Origin of the sequence: Roseomonas sp. E05 (genome assembly GCF_030063475.1) — a bacterium.
In the GTDB taxonomy this organism is placed as follows: domain Bacteria; phylum Pseudomonadota; class Alphaproteobacteria; order Acetobacterales; family Acetobacteraceae; genus Pseudoroseomonas.
This window is the reverse complement of sequence record NZ_JASIRT010000003.1, coordinates 85,865-101,514: the sequence shown is the minus strand read 5'-3', so window position 1 is coordinate 101,514 and position 15,650 is coordinate 85,865. Positions and strand designations below refer to the sequence as shown.

Below are 15,650 nucleotides of genomic sequence, written 5' to 3'. Positions count from 1 at the left end.
CCCCAGGGATGCCATGGCAGCGGGCCGCGCGGCATGGTAGGGGTGGCGACAGGCGGGTGCGCAGTGGCGGAGGCGGTGGGAAGTTGAGTTTCTGGGGGAAGATCCTCGGCGGTGTCACCGGCTTCGCCATGGGTGGGCCCTTCGGCGCCGTGGTCGGCGCCGCGCTTGGCCATGCCGCCGACGAAGGGACCAGCCGCCCGCCGGAGCTGGACAGCCGTCCCGAGACCCTCGCGCGCATCACCAACCGCGATCAGCTCTTCTCGATCGGCGTCATCGTGCTCTCGGCCAAGCTCGCCAAGACGGACGGCGCGGTGAAGCGGGAGGAGATCAACGCCTTCAAGCGCGCCTTCCGCATCCCCACCGAGAACCAGCGCGAGGTCGGCCTGCTGTTCGACAAGGCGCGCGAGGACGCCGGCGGCTACGAGCCCTTCGCCAACCGGATGGGCGAGGTCTTCGCCGACAACCGGGCGATGTTGGAGGAGGTGATGACGGCGCTGCACCACATCGCCCGCGCCGATGGCCCGCTGACGCGCAGCGAGGCCACCTTCCTGGCCAAGGTGCGCAAGAGCTTCCGCCTGGACGCGCCGGGCGGCCCGCAGGCCCGCGTGCCGCCGCTGAGCATGACGCGCGAGGCCGATCCCTACACGGTGCTGGGCATCGCCGCCTCCGCCACCGACGAGGAGGTGCGGCTGGCCTGGCGCCGGCTGATCCGCGAGCACCACCCGGACAGCCTGGCCGCCCGCGGCGGCTCGCCCGAGCAACTGCGCCGCGCCTCCGCCCGCATGGCCGAGATCAACGCCGCCTGGGACCGCGTCAAGCGGGAGCGCGACCTCTGATGTGGAGCGCGGGCCGCCTCGGTTTCCGCGAGCGGCCAAGCCCCAACCAGGACGAGCGGCCAGCCGGCGAGCCGATCGACACCCTCGTCCTGCACTACACCGGGATGCCGACGGCCGGGGCCGCGCTGGAGCGGCTCTGCGACCCCGCCCCGCCGGCGCCGCTGCCCCGCGTCTCCTGCCACTACCTTGTGGAGGAGGATGGGCATGTCTGGCGGCTGGTGCCTGAATCGCGCCGCGCCTGGCATGCCGGCGTCTCCTTCTGGCGCGGGCACACGGCGCTGAACGGGCGCAGCATCGGCATCGAGGTGGTGAATCCCGGCCATGAATGGGGCTACCGCCCCTTCCCCGCCCTGCAGATGGCGGCGGTGGCGGAGCTGTGCCTGGAGATCCTGGGGCGCCACCCGATTCCCGCCCGCAACGTGGTGGCGCACAGCGACGTCGCGCCCGACCGCAAGCAGGACCCTGGCGAGCTGTTCGATTGGGAGGGGCTGGCGGCGAACGGGGTCGGGCTCTGGCCGGCCGGCGTGCCGGGCGGGGATGCCGCCCTGCCGCCCGGCGGGCCGGAACGCGCGACGGCGCTGCTGGCGCGCATCGGCTATTCCGTGGACCCGGCCCGCCCCGCGCCGGCGCTCACCGCCTTCCAGCGGCACTGGCGGCAGGAGCGGGTGGACGGCCAGGCCGATGCCGGCACGCTGGCGCGACTCGAGGCTGTGGCCGACCTGGCCGAATCAATCTGCGATTGATTTCTGGTGCGACGGCACCAATTGACTCCCGTCGCCGCTGCGGGCAGTTGTACCGCCGCGTCAGGTGGCCGGGCGGCCGCTGGTTGTGGGCAGGTTCCGCAGCTGGAGGAAAGTCCGGGCTCCACGGGAATACGGTGCCGGTCAACGGCCGGCGGGGGCAACCCCAGGGAAAGTGCCACAGAAATCAGACCGCCGGGCCGGTTCGCCGCCCCGGTAAGGGTGAAACGGTGCGGTAAGAGCGCACCGCGCCCCCGGCGACGGGGGCGGCACGGTAAACCCCACCGGGAGCAAGGCCGAATAGGGGTGGCCGGCGGGGATTCCGCGAGGGATCCGTCCGCAGGGGGCTTTCCCGCCCCGCCACCCGGGTTGGCCGCGTGAGGCATGCCGCAAGGCGTGTCCCAGAGGAATGGTCGCCCCATGCCGCCGGCTCGCCGGAAGCATGGACAGAACCCGGCTTACAGGCCACCTGACGCCTTTCAGCCACACCGCGTCACAATTCCTACAGTCATGCGACGGAAGTGCGGCTGCACGCCGTAGTACGATGATTTTTCTGCTTTTCGCGCAGACTTCGGCTGGGGTTTTGCCCTTGCTGCCCTGACTCTACCCATGTTATCCCATGTTATCCCATGAACGATCCGGAGCTCGGGGGGGCGAGGGATCGAAACTCAGGGGATGGTCGGGTGAGCCGGCGAGGTCGGGGGGCCTCGCCGGCCGCTTTCCGGCCCTCGATTGGACTTCCCGCCGCAGGGGGACAAGGCGGCATCGATGGCCCGGTTCATGGGGACCCATACCAATCGGCTGGATCGCAAGGGGCGGGTTTCCGTCCCGGCGCTGTTCCGTGCCGAGCTGGCCCGACTGGGATCCGACGAGATCGTGCTCCGTCCCTCGCATCAGCATGCCTGCATCGAGGCTTGGCCGATGCCGGCCTTCGACGCAATGGCCAGCAAGCTGGATCGACTCGACGTGTTCTCCGCCGAACAGGACGACCTGGCCACCGCGATCTTCGCCGAAGCCTACCCGATTCGCCCGGATGGCGAAGGCCGCATCATGCTGCCCGAGGACCTGATCGCGCATGCCGGGCTGACCGACACGGTCGCCTTCGTCGGGCTGGCCACGAAATTCGCGCTGTGGGAGCCAACGGCCGCGAAGCGCCGCGCGCAGGAGGCCCGCAGCGGCACCCGCGACCGCGGCCTCACCTTGCCGGGTGGGACTCCGGCCGGGCGGGCGCCGACGGGGGAATCGGCATGAGCAGCCATATCCCCGTCATGCTGAAGGAAGTGCTAAGCACCCTCGCCCCGCGCGACGGCGCCAGCTATCTCGACGGCACCTTCGGCGGCGGCGGCTATGCCCGCGCCATCCTCTCCGCCGCGCGCTGCACCCTCTACGCGATCGACCGCGACCCGGACGCCATCGCCCGCGGCGCCGCGCTGGCCGCCGAGTTCCCCGGCCGTCTGGTGCTCGTCGAAGGCCGCTTCGGCGACATGCTGGAGCTGCTGGCCGCGCGCGGCGTGGCGCAGCTCGAGGGCGTGGTGCTCGATCTCGGCGTCTCCTCCTTCCAGCTTGATCAGGCCGAGCGCGGCTTCTCCTTCCGCGCCGACGGGCCGCTCGACATGCGGATGGAGAAGCAGGGCCGCTCCGCCGCCGAGCTGGTGAACCGTCTGCCCGAGGCGGAGCTGGCCCAGATCCTGTGGGAGCTGGGCGAGGAGCGGCATTCCCGCCGCATCGCCCGCGCCATCGTCGCCGCCCGCCAGGAGGCCCCCTTCGAGACCACCGGGCGGCTGGTGCAGGTGATCCATGCCGTGATGCCGCGCGACCCCTCGGGCATCGACAGCGCCACCCGCTCCTTCCAGGCGCTGCGGCTGGCGGTGAACGACGAGCTGGGCGAGGTCGAGCGTGGCCTCGCCGCGGCGGCGAAGCTGCTCGCCCCGGGCGGGCGGCTGGTCGTGGTCGCCTTCCACTCGCTGGAGGACCGCATCGTGAAGCGCTTCATGCAGCAGGCGGCGGGCCGCGCGCCCGGTGCCTCGCGTCACGCGCCGGCGGCCATCCTGGCGCCGCGCGCCGCACCGGCCTTCCGCCTGCTGACCACCAACGCCTTGCGCCCGGGGGAGGCCGAGACGGCCGCCAATCCCCGGGCCCGATCGGCCCGCCTGCGGGCGCTTGAGAAACTGGAGACGGCTTGATGTTCCGCCCCCTGACCGTGGTTGCGATCACCGCCTTCAGCCTGGTGGGCTGGCACGTCTACCGTGCGGAAGAGGCCGCGACCCAGCTCGACCGCGAGCTGCGCGACGTCACCCGGCGCATCGAGGCGGCCCGCGAGCGCACGCAGGTGCTGAGGGCCGAGTGGGCCATGCTGAACGAGCCCGAGCGGCTGCGGCAGATGGCGCAGAAGCACCTGCCGCTGGAGACCATGACGCCGAGCCAGTTCCTGCGCCTGGCGGACCTGGAGCGGCGGCTGCCCGCGCCGGTGGCCTTTGCGGGTCCGGTGGGCCTGTTCGGCCCGGCGCCGGAGACAGCCGTGGCCGCTGCCGAGCCGGCCGAAGCCGAGGCGGCCAGCGCGCCCGTGAAGATGGCCGCCGCCGCCGCGCCCGCGCCGGTCACCCATGCGGCGCCCCCGGCACCGGCCCGCCCTGTCGCCGCGGCCGAACCGGCGCCCCGGCCCGCGCCCCGGCACGTCGCCGAGCCGGTCACCGTCGCGGCGCGGCGTGCCGAGCCTGCGGCGCCGCACCGGCCGATCCCCGCGCCGCGTGAGGCGATCCCGGTCTCCGCGCCCTCGCGCCTCGGCGCCCCCGCGGTGGCTGAGGCCCGCCCCGTGCCGCGCCCCGAGCCGAACCTGCTGCGCGCCTCCGCCCACCTGCCCATGGGCCGCGCCATGGCGGCGCCGGCGGTGCCCATGGGCTCTGCGCTGGGGGGCTTCGCCGGCAATGGCAGCCTGCCGCCGCCGGTGCCGATGGCCGCCCCCGTTCCCGTCGCCCCCGGCACCTGGAGCCGCTGAGCGTCATGACGCACGTCCCTCCACCCTCCCCGCACTCGCCGCCGCTGCGCCATCCGGTCGCGCTGCGTGCGGAGGATGCGGAGCTGCCGCCGCCTCCGGCGCCGGGCGTGGTGGTGCGCGTCACCCAGCCGGACCTGCAGCGCCGCCAGCAGCTTGAGCGCAGCCGTGGCCGCCTGGTGCTGACGGCGCTGGGCTTCGGCGCGCTGTTCATCGCCGTGGCGATGAAGGCCACCTGGTCCACCGTGATCGCGCCGGCCGAGCCGAAGCGGCTGAACGCCGCCGTGCGCGCCATGCAGCCGCCCAGCGAGCCGGTCGCCACCCGCGCCGCCATCACCGACCGCAACGGCGAAATCCTGGCCATCAACCTGCCGGTCAACGCGCTGGTGGCCAATCCGCGCGTCATCCAGAACCCGGTCGAGGTGGCGGACAAGCTGCGCACCGTGCTGCCGCAGCTCGACCGTGAGAAGCTGATCGAGCGGCTCTCCAGCGACCGCGGCTTCGCCTACATCGTCCGTGCCCTGACGCCGCGCGAGCAGCAGGGCATCATCAATCTCGGCATCGCCGGGCTCGACTTCGAGGAGAGCGAGCGCCGCTACCATCCGCAGGGCCGCGCCGCCGTGCATGTGCTCGGCAATGTGGACGTGGACGGCAACGGCATCTCCGGCGTGGAGCGGTTCTTCGACAGCCGCCTGCGCGAGGATCCGACCAAGCCGGTGAAGCTCTCGCTCGACGTGCGCGTGCAGCTCGCGCTGCGCGACGCCGTCAGCCAGGCGATCAGCGACTTCAACGGCATCGGCGGGGCGGGCATCGTGCTCGACATCAACTCCGCCGAAGTGCTGGGCATGGTCAGCCTGCCCGACTACGACGCCAGCGACATCACCGACGCCTCGCCGGACCAGCGCTTCAACCGCGCCACGGTCGGCCTCTACGAACCGGGCTCGACCTTCAAGCTGCTGACGGCGGCGGCGGCGCTCGAATACGGCACCGCGCACGTCAACAGCTCAATGTTCGACGCCTCGAAGCCGATCCGCTACGGGCGCTTCACGATCTCGGACTACAAGGGCAAGAACCGCTGGATCACCTTCCCCGAGGTGCTGGCCTACTCGTCCAACCTCGGCGCCGCGCACATGGCCGAGACCTTCGGCCCGCAGCGCCAGCGCGAGTTCCTGAAGAGCGCCGGGATGCTGGCGCGCAAGAAGATCGAGCTACCCGAGACCGCCGCACCGATGGCGCCGCCCGCCAACCACTGGCGCGACATCAACATGTTCACCATCGCCTTCGGGCATGGCATCAGCGTCACGCCGCTGCACGTCATCTCCGGCATCTCGGCGCTGGCCAATGGCGGCATCCTGCGCGAGCCGACGCTGCTGGCCCAGCCGGCAGGGGCGGCGCGCCCGGGCACCCGCATCATCAGCGAGCAGACCAGCACGACGATCCGTAAGCTGATGCGGCTGGTCGTCACCGACGGTTCGGGCAAGAACGCCGACGTGCCGGGCTATTTCGTCGGCGGCAAGACCGGCACGGCGCAGAAGACCGGCCCGCATGGCGGCTACCTGATGAACAAGCGCATCGGCGCCTTCGTGGGCGCCTTCCCGATCCAGGCGCCGCGCTACGCCGTCTATGTGATGATCGACGAGCCCTCGCCCAACGCCAAGAGCCATGGCTACGCCACCGCCGGCTGGGTGGCGGCGCCGGCCGCCTACACGGTGATCTCGCGGATCGCGCCGGTGCTCGGGCTGGTGCCGGAGGATCCGAACGACCCGGCGATCATCGCCGCCACCTCGATTCCGCTGCAGCCGAGCCGGCCCACGCGGCCGAGCCAGGCGACCGCCGCCTCCACGCCGCCGGCCAGCCGCCCCGCCGCCCCGACGCCGCCGCGCGCGGCGGCCCAGCAGGTGCTGCGCCCACCGCAGCCGGTCGCGCCGCCGGCGGTACGCGCCGTGCCGATGCCGAACCTGCCGGCGCGGCCGGGCAGCCTGCCGCCGCCGGTGCCCCTGCGCATGACGATGGCCGAGCCGCAGGGCAGCGAACCCTCCACCCAGCCGGGGAACCGCCTTGCGCCTTGAGGATCTCCTTGGCCGGGTTCCCGGCCTTCGTGTCACGGGCGAGATCCCGACGGCACCGGAGGTCACGGGACTGACGGCGGACAGCCGGGCAGTGCGGCCCGGCTTCCTGTTCGCGGCCTTGCCGGGCGCGCGGATGGACGGACGCGCCTTCATCGCGCAGGCGGTCGAGCGCGGCGCCGTCGCCGTGCTGGCGCCGGAGGGCACCGCCTGGCCGGCCGGCGCGCCGCACCGCCCCCTGCTGGCCACCGACGATCCGCGGCGCGCGCTGGCGCTGCTGGCCGGCGCCTTCCACGCCCCGCAGCCGGATGTCGTGGTCGCCGTCACCGGCACCAACGGCAAGACCAGCACGGTGGACTTCCTGCGCCAGCTCTGGCGCCTCGCCGGGCGACGCGCCGCCTCGCTCGGCACGCTGGGCCTGCGCGCCGAGGGCTTCCCGCCGGCGCCTTCCCTCACCACGCCTGACCCGGTGGCGCTGCACGCGATGCTGGCGGAGCTGGCGCGGGGCGGCATCGGCCATGTCGCGCTGGAGGCCTCCTCGCACGGGCTGGAGCAGCGGCGGCTGGATGGGCTGCGCCTCGCCGCCGCCGGCTTCTCCAACCTGACGCGCGACCACCTGGACTACCACGGCAGCATGGCGGCCTATGCGGCGGCCAAGCTGCGGCTCTTCGACACGCTGCTGGAGCCCGGCGCCGCGGCGGTGGCCAATGCCGACATGGCGCCCGAGGTGCTGGGCGCGCTGCGCGGCATCGCCGCCCGGCGCGGGCTGACGCTGCACACCGTCGGCCTGGCGGGCGACGCGATCCGCCTGCTGCGCCACATCCCCCGCCCCGAGGGCCAGGTGCTGGAGATCGAGGCCTTCGGGCGACAGGCCGAGATCACCCTCGCCCTGCCCGGCCGCTTCCAGGCGGACAACGTGTTGCTGGCGGCGGGGCTCGCCATCGCCACCGGTCTTTCCGCCGGCGCGGTGCTGCATGACCTGCCGCATCTCGTCGGCGTGCGCGGGCGGATGGAGCTGGCGGCCCGGCTGTCGAATGGCGCCGCCGTCTACGTCGATTACGCCCATACGCCCGACGCGCTGGAGCGGCTGCTGACGGCGCTGCGGCCGCACACGACGGGCCGGCTGCATGTGGTGTTCGGCGCCGGCGGCGACCGCGACCCCGGCAAGCGGCCGCTGATGGGCGAGGTCGCCGCCCGGCTGGCGGACCACGCCATCCTGACCGACGACAACCCGCGCACCGAGGAGCCGGCCGCGATCCGCGCCGCCGTACGCGCCGGGATGGGTGCCGCCGCCGAGAGCCAGGAGATCGGCGACCGGGCCGCCGCCATCGCCGCCGGGCTGGCGGCGCTCGGCGCGGGCGACGTGCTGGTGGTGGCCGGCAAGGGGCACGAGCCCGGCCAGACCATCGGCACGGTGACGCATCCCTTCGATGACGCCGAGACGGTGCGCCGGCTGGCGGGAGCGGTGGCATGACCGCCCCGCTCTGGACCGCCGCCGAGCTGCGCGCCGCCACCGGGGGCAGCTGCCCCGACGGCATCACCGTCACCGGCGTCGGCATCGACAGCCGCAACGTCGCGCCGGGCGAGCTGTTCGTGGCCCTGCGCGACCTGCGGGACGGGCACGACTTCGTCGCCGACGCACTGGCGCGCGGCGCCGCCTGCGCCATGGTGGACCGCGACCCGCCGGGCCTCGCGCCGGACGCGCCGCTGCTGCGGGTCGGGCACACGCTGTCCGGGCTCGCCGCGCTGGGCGCCGCCGGGCGGGCGCGCAGCCATGCGCGCATCGCCGCCATCACCGGCAGCGTCGGCAAGACGACGACGAAGGAGATGCTGCGCCAGGGGCTCGCCGCGCTCGGCCCGACCCATGCCGCCGTGGCCAGCTACAACAACCACTGGGGCCTGCCGCTGACGCTGGCCCGCATGCCGCGCGACATGGCCTATGGCGTGCTCGAGATCGGCATGAACCATCGCGGCGAGATCGCGCCGCTGGCCCGCCTCGCCCGCCCGCATGTCGCCGCGATCACCACCGTGGAGACAGCGCATATCGGCCATCTCGGCTCGATCGAGGAGATCGCGCAGGAGAAGGCCGATATCATGCTCGGGCTGGAGCCGGACAGCACCGCCGTGCTGCCCTGCGACAACGCGGCCTTCCCGCAGCTCACCGCGCGCGCCAGGGCGGCCGGCATGCGCGTGCTGGGTTTCGGCGCCGGCGATGCGGCCGAGGTCCGGCTGCTCGCCTTCGAAGGCGGCGCCGAGGAGGGGCGCGCGGAGATCGGCTTCGCCGGGCAGTGCCATGTGCTGCGCCTCGCCGCCCCGGGCCGCCACCTGGCGATGAACGCCACCGCGGCGCTGGCCGTCGCCGCCGCGCTGGGCGCCGACCCCGCCGCCTTCATCGCCGCGCTGGACGGCTTCCGGCCCGGCGCCGGGCGCGGCGGGCGCATCACGCTCGACCTGCCCGGCGGCACCGCGCTGCTGATCGACGACAGCTACAACGGCCAGCCGCCCGCGATGCGCGCCGGCCTCGGGGTCCTGGCCGCGCAGCGGGGTACGCGGCGAATCGCCGTGCTCGGCGACATGCGCGAACTCGGCACCTACGGTCCCGCTTTGCACGCGGGGCTGCTCCCCGATGTGCTGGCGGCTGCCGACCTCGTCTTTTGCTGCGGTCCGCTGATGCGCGCCCTATACGACGCCCTCCCGGAGGACCGGCGGGGCGCGCATCGGGAAAGCAGCGAGGAGCTGGCCCCGCTGGTGCGCGAGGCCGTGCGTCCGGGCGATGTCATCTTCATCAAGGGTTCGCTCGGTAGCCGCATGTCCGTTGTGGTCCACGCCCTGAAAGCCGCGCGCGAAGGGGCGCCGTCATGATCTTCAACTTCCTCGCCCCGTATGCGGACGAGTTCATCCTCTTCAACCTGTTCCGCTACGTCACCTTCCGGGCCGGCGCCGCCTGCATGACGGCGCTGTTCATCAGCCTGTTCTTCGGCCCGGCGGTGATCGGCTGGCTGAAGAGCTTCCAGAATGGCGGTCAGCCCATCCGCACCGACGGGCCGCAGAGCCACCTGCTGACCAAGAAGGGCACGCCCACCATGGGCGGCGTGCTGATCCTGCTCGGCCTGCTCTCCTCCACCCTGCTCTGGGCCGACCTGCGCAACGGCCTGGTCTGGGCGGTGCTGCTGGTCACGGTGGGCTACGGCCTGCTCGGCTTCTGGGACGACTGGCTGAAGGTCACCAAGCGCAACACCAAGGGGGTTTCCGGCAAGGCCAAGCTGGCGGCACAGGCAGGCTTCGGCCTGCTGGCGGCCATCTGGCTCACCGCGCTGATGCCGAACGAGATCGCCAACAAGCTGGCCTTTCCCTTCTTCAAGGACGCCATGCTGAACTTCGGCCTGCTGTTCCCGCTGGTCGGCATGCTGGTGATGATGGGCGCTTCCAACGCGGTGAACCTCACCGACGGGCTGGACGGGCTGGCAACGGTGCCGGTGCTGCTGGCGGCGGCGGTCTTCGCGCTGATCGCCTATCTGGTCGGCAACCGCGTCTTCGCCGACTACCTGCAGCTCAACGGCGTGCCGGGCAGCTCGGAGCTGGCGGTGTTCCTCGCCGCGCTGATCGGCGCGGGGCTCGGCTTCCTCTGGTACAATGCGCCGCCGGCCAAGGTGTTCATGGGCGACACCGGCAGCCTTTCGCTGGGTGGCGCGCTGGGCGCGGTGGCGGTCGCCACCAAGCATGAGATCGTGCTGGCCATCGTGGGCGGCCTCTTCGTGGTCGAGACGGTGAGCGTCATGATCCAGGTCTTCTGGTACAAGCGCACCGGCCGCCGCGTCTTCCTGATGGCGCCGCTGCACCACCATTTCGAGAAGAAGGGCTGGGCCGAGCCGACCATCGTGATCCGCTTCTGGATCATCGCGATGATCCTGGCGCTGGTCGGCCTCTCCACGCTGAAGATCCGTTGATGCAGACCGCCACCGCCCCCTTCGCCGAGGCCGCCTTCACCCCCTTCGCGGGGCAGCGGATCGCCGTGGTCGGGCTCGGGCGTGCCGGGCTGCCGGCGGCGCGGCGGCTGCGCGGCTGGGGCGCGGAGATCCTCTGCTGGGACGACCAGCCGGCGAGCCGCGTGGCGGCCGAGGCGGCGGGGCTGCCGGTCGGCGATCCCTGCGCCGTGCCGGGCTTTCCCTTTGATGCGCTGCTGCTCTCGCCGGGCATCCCGCACATCCTGCCGAAGCCGCATCCGGCGGCGCTCCGCGCGCGCGAGGCTGGCGTGCCGGTGCTGTGCGATGCCGAGCTGCTGTTCCGCGCCGCGCACGCGGCCGGCAGCCGGGCGCGCTTCGTCGGCATCACCGGCACCAACGGCAAATCCACCACCACGGCGCTTGCGCACCACCTGCTGCACAGCGCCGGGCGAGCCTCGGAGGTCGGCGGCAATCTCGGCCCGGCCGCGCTCGGCCTGCCGCTGCTCGGCGACGACGGCATCTATGTGCTGGAAATGTCGAGCTACATGCTGGAGCGCACCGAGCGGCTGCATTTCAGTGTGGCGGTGGTGTTGAACCTCTCGCCCGATCATCTCGACCGGCATGGCGACATGGCCGGCTACGCCGCTGCCAAGGCGCACATCTTCGCCAACCAGACAGCGGCGGATGTCGCCGTGATCGGCATGGATGATGCCAGCGGCGCGCGCTTCACCGAAGGCCTGGCCGCACGGGTGGTGCCGATCTCGGGCAGTGCCCCGCAGCCGGGCGGCGTCTGGGCGGAAGGGCGGCTGCTGCGCGACGCGCAGGGCGTGATCGCCGACCTGGACGAATCCCCTGCCCTGCCCGGCAGCCACAACGCGCAGAACGCCGCCGCCGCGGCAGCGATCGGCCTCGCGCTCGGCCTGGCGCGCGGGGAGATCGCCGCCAGGCTGCGCAGCTTCCCTGGCCTGCCGCACCGGCAGGAGCGCGTCGGCGCACGCGCCGGCGTCACCTTCGTCAATGACAGCAAGGCGACCAACGCCGACAGCACCGCGCGCGCGCTGGCGAGCTACGACCGCGTGGTGTGGATCGGCGGCGGCGTGCCGAAGGCGGGCGGCATCGACAGCCTGGCGCCGCTGTTCCGCCACATCGCGCATGCCGTCCTGATCGGCCGCTGCGCGGGTGATTTCGCGGCAACATTGTCCGCGCATGACGTGCCGAACGAAGTCGCGGTGACGCTGGATGCCGCAGTGCCCGCCGCACTGGCCGCCGCACGGCGCCTGGGCGTGCCGGTGGTGCTGCTCTCGCCCGCCTGCGCCAGCTTCGACCAGTTCACCGGCTTCGATGCGCGCGGCGATGCCTTCCGCGCCCTCGTGGCCGAGCTTCCGGAGACCGTCTGATGGCTCTGTCGCGCGCTGATACCTCCGTCCTGGGCCGCTGGTGGTGGACGGTGGACCGCTGGACGCTGGCGGCGCTGCTGGCGCTGATCGGCTTCGGCTATGTCATGCTGCTCGCGGCCAGCCCGGGCGTGGCGGAGCGTATCGGCGCCAGCTCGCGCGACCTGTTCATCCTGAAGCAGGTGTTCTTCCTGGCCATCGCCACCGGCGTGATGGTGGCGATCTCGGTGCTGCCGGTGAAGCAGATCCGGCGACTGGCACTGCTCGGCTTCTTCGTCTCGCTGCTGATGACGGCGGCGACGCTCTCGATGGGCGTGGAGATCAAGGGCGCGCGGCGCTGGCTGCACCTGGCCGGCGTGACCATCCAGCCCTCCGAGTTCATGAAGCCCTGCTTCGCCGTGGTCGCGGCCTGGCTGCTCGCCGAGTCGCGCTCGCTGGGCTGGCGCGCCATCGGCGCCGCCATCTTCCTCTTCGTGCTGGTGGCGGGCACGCTGGTCAAGCAGCCGGACATGGGCATGCTGATCGTCATCGCCGCGGTGTTCTGCTCGCAGCTCTTCGTGGTCGGCATCAACCTGGTGCTGGTGGCGGGCTGCGGCGTGGCCGGTGTGCTCGGCGGCATCCTCGCCTATTTCACCCTGCCGCACTTCCAGTCGCGCATCGACCGCTTCCTCGATCCCTCCTCGGGCGACAACTACCAGGTGACCATCGCCATGGAGGCTTTCGGCCATGGCGGGATGCTTGGCGTCGGTCCCGGCGAGGGGCGGCTCAAGGCGCTGCTGCCCGATGCCCATGCCGACTTCGTCTATGCCGTCGCCGGCGAGGAGTTCGGGCTGGCGCTCTGCCTGCTGATCCTGACCGTGTTCGGCTTCATCGTGCTGCGCGGCCTGCTGCGGCTGCTCGGCGAGAAGGACATGTTCATCATCCTCGGCGCCACCGGGCTGCTGACGCAGTTCGGGCTGCAGGCCTTCATCAACATGGCCTCGGCCCTGCACCTGATCCCGACCAAGGGCATGACGCTGCCCTTCATCTCCTACGGCGGTTCCTCGGTGGTGGCGGTGGCGTTCGGCATGGGCATGCTGCTGGCGCTGACCCGGCGCCGGCTGGCGCGGACGGACGAGGCATGACCGCGCCCATCATCATCGCCGCCGGGGGCACCGGCGGGCATTTCTTCCCGGCCGAGGCGCTGGCCGCGGAGCTGGCGCGGCGCGGCGAGCGCGTCACGCTGATGACGGACGCGCGCAGCGCCGACTACAGCAGCCCCGCCTTCGTCCATGCCGAGCGTTTCGTGCTGAAGGGGGCCGGGCTCGCCGGGCGCGGGCTGAAGCGCGCCGCCGCCGGCGCGATCGCGCTGGCCGCTGGCACGATGCAGGCGCGCAAGCTGCTGCAGCGGCTGCGGCCGAAGGCGGTGGTGGGCTTCGGCGGCTATCCCTCGGTGCCGCCGCTGCTGGCCGCGCGCAGCCTGGCGCACCGGCCGGCGCTGGTGCTGCACGAGCAGAACGCGGTGCTCGGCCGCGCCAACCGGCTGCTGGCGCGCGGCGCCGATGTGCTCGCGCTCTCCTTCGCCACGACCACGCGGGTGCCCGCCGGGACGGAAAGCGCCGTCGTCGGCAATCCGGTGCGGCCGGCGCTGGCCGCGCTGGCCGGGCATGGCTTCGTCCCGCCGCAGGGCCCGATGCGGCTGCTGGTGCTGGGCGGCAGCCTGGGCGCCCGCATCTTCTCCGAGGTTGTGCCGGCCGCGGTCGCGCTGCTGCCGACGCCGCTGCGCAGCCGGCTCTCCGTCGTGCAGCAGTGCCGCGCCGAGGATCTGCCCCGCGTGCGCGCCGCCTATGAGGAGCTGGGCGTTCCCGCCGAGCTGGCGCCCTTCTTCGGCGATGTTGCGGGGCTTTACGGCACGGCGCATCTGGTGGTCTCGCGCGCCGGCGCCTCGACCATCGCGGAACTCGCCTGCGCCGGGCGCGGCGCCATCCTGGTGCCGCTGCCGCACGCCATCGACGACCACCAGACCGCCAATGCCCGCGCCCTGGCCGAAGCCGGCGCCGCCCTGGTGATGCCGCAGTCGCGCTTCACACCGCAGGCGCTGGCCGCCGAGTTGCAGCGCATGCTGGAATCCCCCGAGGCGCTGGCCCGCGCCGCCGCCGCCGCCGCCGCCCTGGCAGCGCCGGACGCCGCCGCCCGCCTCGCCGACCTCGTTCTTTCTCGCGCCGAAGCGCGCCGCCTTCAGGAAGCCTCGTAATGCGCGCCCTGCCGCTCAGCATCGGACCCATCCACTTCGTCGGCATCGGCGGCATCGGCATGTCCGGCATCGCCGAGGTGCTGCACAACCTGGGCTATCAGGTGCAGGGCAGCGACATTGCCGAGGGCTACAATGTCGAGCGGCTGCGCGCCGCCGGCATCAGCGTCACCGTCGGGCATGATGCGGCCAATCTCGGCAGCGCGCAGGTCGTCGTCACCTCGACGGCGGTGAAGCGCGACAACCCCGAGGTGGTCGCCGCCCGCGCGCGGCTGATCCCGGTGGTTCGGCGCGCCGAGATGCTGGCCGAGCTGATGCGGCTGAAATGGGGCATCGCCATCGGCGGCACGCATGGCAAGACCACCACCACCTCGCTGGTCGCGACGGTGCTGGAGGCGGCCAAGCTCGACCCGACCGTGATCAACGGCGGCATCATCAACGCCTATGGCACCAATACCCGCCTCGGCGAGGGCGACTGGATGGTGGTGGAGGCCGATGAGAGCGACGGCTCCTTCCTGCGCCTGCCCGCCGTTGCCGCCATCGTCACCAACATGGACCCGGAGCACCTGGACCACTGGGGCAATGAGGAGGCGATGAAGCAGGGCTATGCCCAGTTCGTCTCCAACATCCCCTTCTACGGTTTCGCCGTGCTCTGCGCCGACCATCCCAACGTGCAGGCGATGATCCCGAACATCGACCGCCGCCTGATCACCTACGGCTTCTCGCCGCAGGCCGATGTGCGCGCCGAGCGACTGATCACCGACCGCATGGGCGCCACCTTCGAGGTGACCGTGCAGGATCGCCTGACCGGCCGCAGCCGCAGCCTGAAACCGATGCGCCTGCCGATGCTCGGTCAGCACAACGTGCAGAACGCGCTGGCCGCCATCGCCGTCGGCATCGAGATGGACATCGACGAGGGAACGATCCGCTCGGCGCTGGCCGGTTTCAAGGGCGTGAAGCGCCGCTTCACCCGCGTCGGCGAGGCAAACGGCATCCAGATCATCGATGACTACGGCCATCACCCGGTGGAGATCGCCGCCGTGCTGAAGGCGGCGCGGCAGGCCGGCGCACGCGACGTCATCGCGGTGGTGCAGCCGCACCGCTACAGCCGCCTGCAGGCGCTGTTCAGCGAGTTCTGCCAGTGCATGAACGACGCCGGCACGGTGATCGTCGCCGATGTCTATGCGGCCGGCGAGCAGAAGATCGAGGGCTTCGACCGTGACGCGCTGGTGGATGGGCTGCGCGCCCATGGCCACCGCAGCGTGGTGCCGCTGCCCGGCCCGGACAGCCTGCCGGAGATGATCAACGCCATCGCCAAGCCGGGCGACTATGTCGTCTGCCTCGGCGCCGGCAACATCACGGGCTGGGCGCATGAGCTGCCGGAGAAGCTGGCGGCGCTGCAGCCGCGGGGGCCTCGCCTGGCCGGGGGGGCACGGTGAGCCGCGCCA

General features: G+C 72.5%; 13 protein-coding genes and 1 other RNA gene. All 14 read left to right on the top strand.

Features of this window, described 5'->3' with window-relative positions; genetic code table 11:
- Window positions 1–83: 83 nt before the first annotated feature.
- The 14 genes from QMO56_RS04760 (at window position 84) to murC (ending at window position 15,641) form a co-directional block, all read left to right on the top strand.
- Entirely contained in the window at window positions 84–836 is a 753-nt protein-coding gene (locus QMO56_RS04760; protein WP_283523891.1) for a TerB family tellurite resistance protein, read from the top strand.
- Window positions 836–1,579, top strand: a complete 744-nt coding sequence (locus QMO56_RS04755) for an N-acetylmuramoyl-L-alanine amidase (protein ID WP_283523890.1) — start codon at window positions 836–838, stop codon at window positions 1,577–1,579. The genes QMO56_RS04760 and QMO56_RS04755 overlap by 1 nt, the downstream gene beginning before the upstream one ends.
- Window positions 1,580–1,639: 60 nt before the next feature.
- Window positions 1,640–2,053, top strand: an RNA gene (gene rnpB / locus QMO56_RS04750) — RNase P RNA component class A.
- A 291-nt stretch (window positions 2,054–2,344) separates the two neighbouring features.
- The gene (gene mraZ, locus QMO56_RS04745) at window positions 2,345–2,827 is read left to right on the top strand and encodes a division/cell wall cluster transcriptional repressor MraZ (RefSeq protein WP_283523889.1); all 483 of its coding nucleotides are present in this window, start codon (window positions 2,345–2,347) and stop codon (window positions 2,825–2,827) included.
- Window positions 2,824–3,759 carry a 16S rRNA (cytosine(1402)-N(4))-methyltransferase RsmH gene (gene rsmH / locus QMO56_RS04740; protein WP_283523888.1) on the top strand — a complete coding sequence of 312 codons (936 nt, stop codon included), beginning with the start codon at window positions 2,824–2,826 and terminating at the stop codon, window positions 3,757–3,759. The genes mraZ and rsmH overlap by 4 nt, the downstream gene beginning before the upstream one ends.
- On the top strand, window positions 3,759–4,571 hold the full coding sequence (locus tag QMO56_RS04735) for a hypothetical protein (protein ID WP_283523887.1): 813 nt from the start codon (window positions 3,759–3,761) through the stop codon (window positions 4,569–4,571). The genes rsmH and QMO56_RS04735 overlap by 1 nt, the downstream gene beginning before the upstream one ends.
- Before the next feature lie 5 nt (window positions 4,572–4,576).
- Window positions 4,577–6,637 carry a penicillin-binding protein 2 gene (locus tag QMO56_RS04730; protein WP_283523886.1) on the top strand — a complete coding sequence of 687 codons (2,061 nt, stop codon included), beginning with the start codon at window positions 4,577–4,579 and terminating at the stop codon, window positions 6,635–6,637.
- Entirely contained in the window at window positions 6,627–8,108 is a 1,482-nt protein-coding gene (locus QMO56_RS04725) for a UDP-N-acetylmuramoyl-L-alanyl-D-glutamate--2,6-diaminopimelate ligase (RefSeq protein WP_283523885.1), read from the top strand. The genes QMO56_RS04730 and QMO56_RS04725 overlap by 11 nt, the downstream gene beginning before the upstream one ends.
- Window positions 8,105–9,496 (top strand): UDP-N-acetylmuramoyl-tripeptide--D-alanyl-D-alanine ligase, encoded by a 1,392-nt coding sequence (gene murF, locus QMO56_RS04720; RefSeq protein WP_283523884.1) that lies wholly within the window; start codon window positions 8,105–8,107, stop codon window positions 9,494–9,496. Before QMO56_RS04725 ends, murF begins: the two co-directional genes overlap by 4 nt.
- Window positions 9,493–10,581 carry a phospho-N-acetylmuramoyl-pentapeptide-transferase gene (gene mraY / locus QMO56_RS04715; RefSeq protein ID WP_283523883.1) on the top strand — a complete coding sequence of 363 codons (1,089 nt, stop codon included), beginning with the start codon at window positions 9,493–9,495 and terminating at the stop codon, window positions 10,579–10,581. The genes murF and mraY overlap by 4 nt, the downstream gene beginning before the upstream one ends.
- Window positions 10,581–11,975: a UDP-N-acetylmuramoyl-L-alanine--D-glutamate ligase gene (murD, locus tag QMO56_RS04710; RefSeq protein ID WP_283523882.1), complete on the top strand. Its 1,395-nt coding sequence runs from the start codon at window positions 10,581–10,583 to the stop codon at window positions 11,973–11,975. The genes mraY and murD overlap by 1 nt, the downstream gene beginning before the upstream one ends.
- Window positions 11,975–13,096: an FtsW/RodA/SpoVE family cell cycle protein gene (locus QMO56_RS04705; RefSeq protein ID WP_283523881.1), complete on the top strand. Its 1,122-nt coding sequence runs from the start codon at window positions 11,975–11,977 to the stop codon at window positions 13,094–13,096. Before murD ends, QMO56_RS04705 begins: the two co-directional genes overlap by 1 nt.
- Window positions 13,093–14,205 carry an undecaprenyldiphospho-muramoylpentapeptide beta-N-acetylglucosaminyltransferase gene (gene murG, locus QMO56_RS04700; RefSeq protein WP_283523880.1) on the top strand — a complete coding sequence of 371 codons (1,113 nt, stop codon included), beginning with the start codon at window positions 13,093–13,095 and terminating at the stop codon, window positions 14,203–14,205. Before QMO56_RS04705 ends, murG begins: the two co-directional genes overlap by 4 nt.
- Window positions 14,205–15,641: a UDP-N-acetylmuramate--L-alanine ligase gene (gene murC, locus QMO56_RS04695; RefSeq protein WP_283523879.1), complete on the top strand. Its 1,437-nt coding sequence runs from the start codon at window positions 14,205–14,207 to the stop codon at window positions 15,639–15,641. Before murG ends, murC begins: the two co-directional genes overlap by 1 nt.
- Window positions 15,642–15,650 lie beyond the last annotated feature (9 nt).

Excerpts from the sequence above, each read along its gene's own strand:
- QMO56_RS04755 (WP_283523890.1), top strand. The coding sequence starts at position 836 with ATGTGGAGCGCGGGCCGCCTCGGTTTCCGCGAGCGGCCAAGCCCCAAC.
- mraZ (WP_283523889.1), top strand. The coding sequence starts at position 2,345 with ATGGCCCGGTTCATGGGGACCCATACCAATCGGCTGGATCGCAAGGGG.
- rsmH (WP_283523888.1), top strand. The coding sequence starts at position 2,824 with ATGAGCAGCCATATCCCCGTCATGCTGAAGGAAGTGCTAAGCACCCTC.
- QMO56_RS04735 (WP_283523887.1), top strand. The coding sequence starts at position 3,759 with ATGTTCCGCCCCCTGACCGTGGTTGCGATCACCGCCTTCAGCCTGGTG.
- QMO56_RS04730 (WP_283523886.1), top strand. The coding sequence starts at position 4,577 with ATGACGCACGTCCCTCCACCCTCCCCGCACTCGCCGCCGCTGCGCCAT.
- murF (WP_283523884.1), top strand. The coding sequence starts at position 8,105 with ATGACCGCCCCGCTCTGGACCGCCGCCGAGCTGCGCGCCGCCACCGGG.
- mraY (WP_283523883.1), top strand. The coding sequence starts at position 9,493 with ATGATCTTCAACTTCCTCGCCCCGTATGCGGACGAGTTCATCCTCTTC.
- murD (WP_283523882.1), top strand. The coding sequence starts at position 10,581 with ATGCAGACCGCCACCGCCCCCTTCGCCGAGGCCGCCTTCACCCCCTTC.
- QMO56_RS04705 (WP_283523881.1), top strand. The coding sequence starts at position 11,975 with ATGGCTCTGTCGCGCGCTGATACCTCCGTCCTGGGCCGCTGGTGGTGG.
- murG (WP_283523880.1), top strand. The coding sequence starts at position 13,093 with ATGACCGCGCCCATCATCATCGCCGCCGGGGGCACCGGCGGGCATTTC.
- murC (WP_283523879.1), top strand. The coding sequence starts at position 14,205 with ATGCGCGCCCTGCCGCTCAGCATCGGACCCATCCACTTCGTCGGCATC.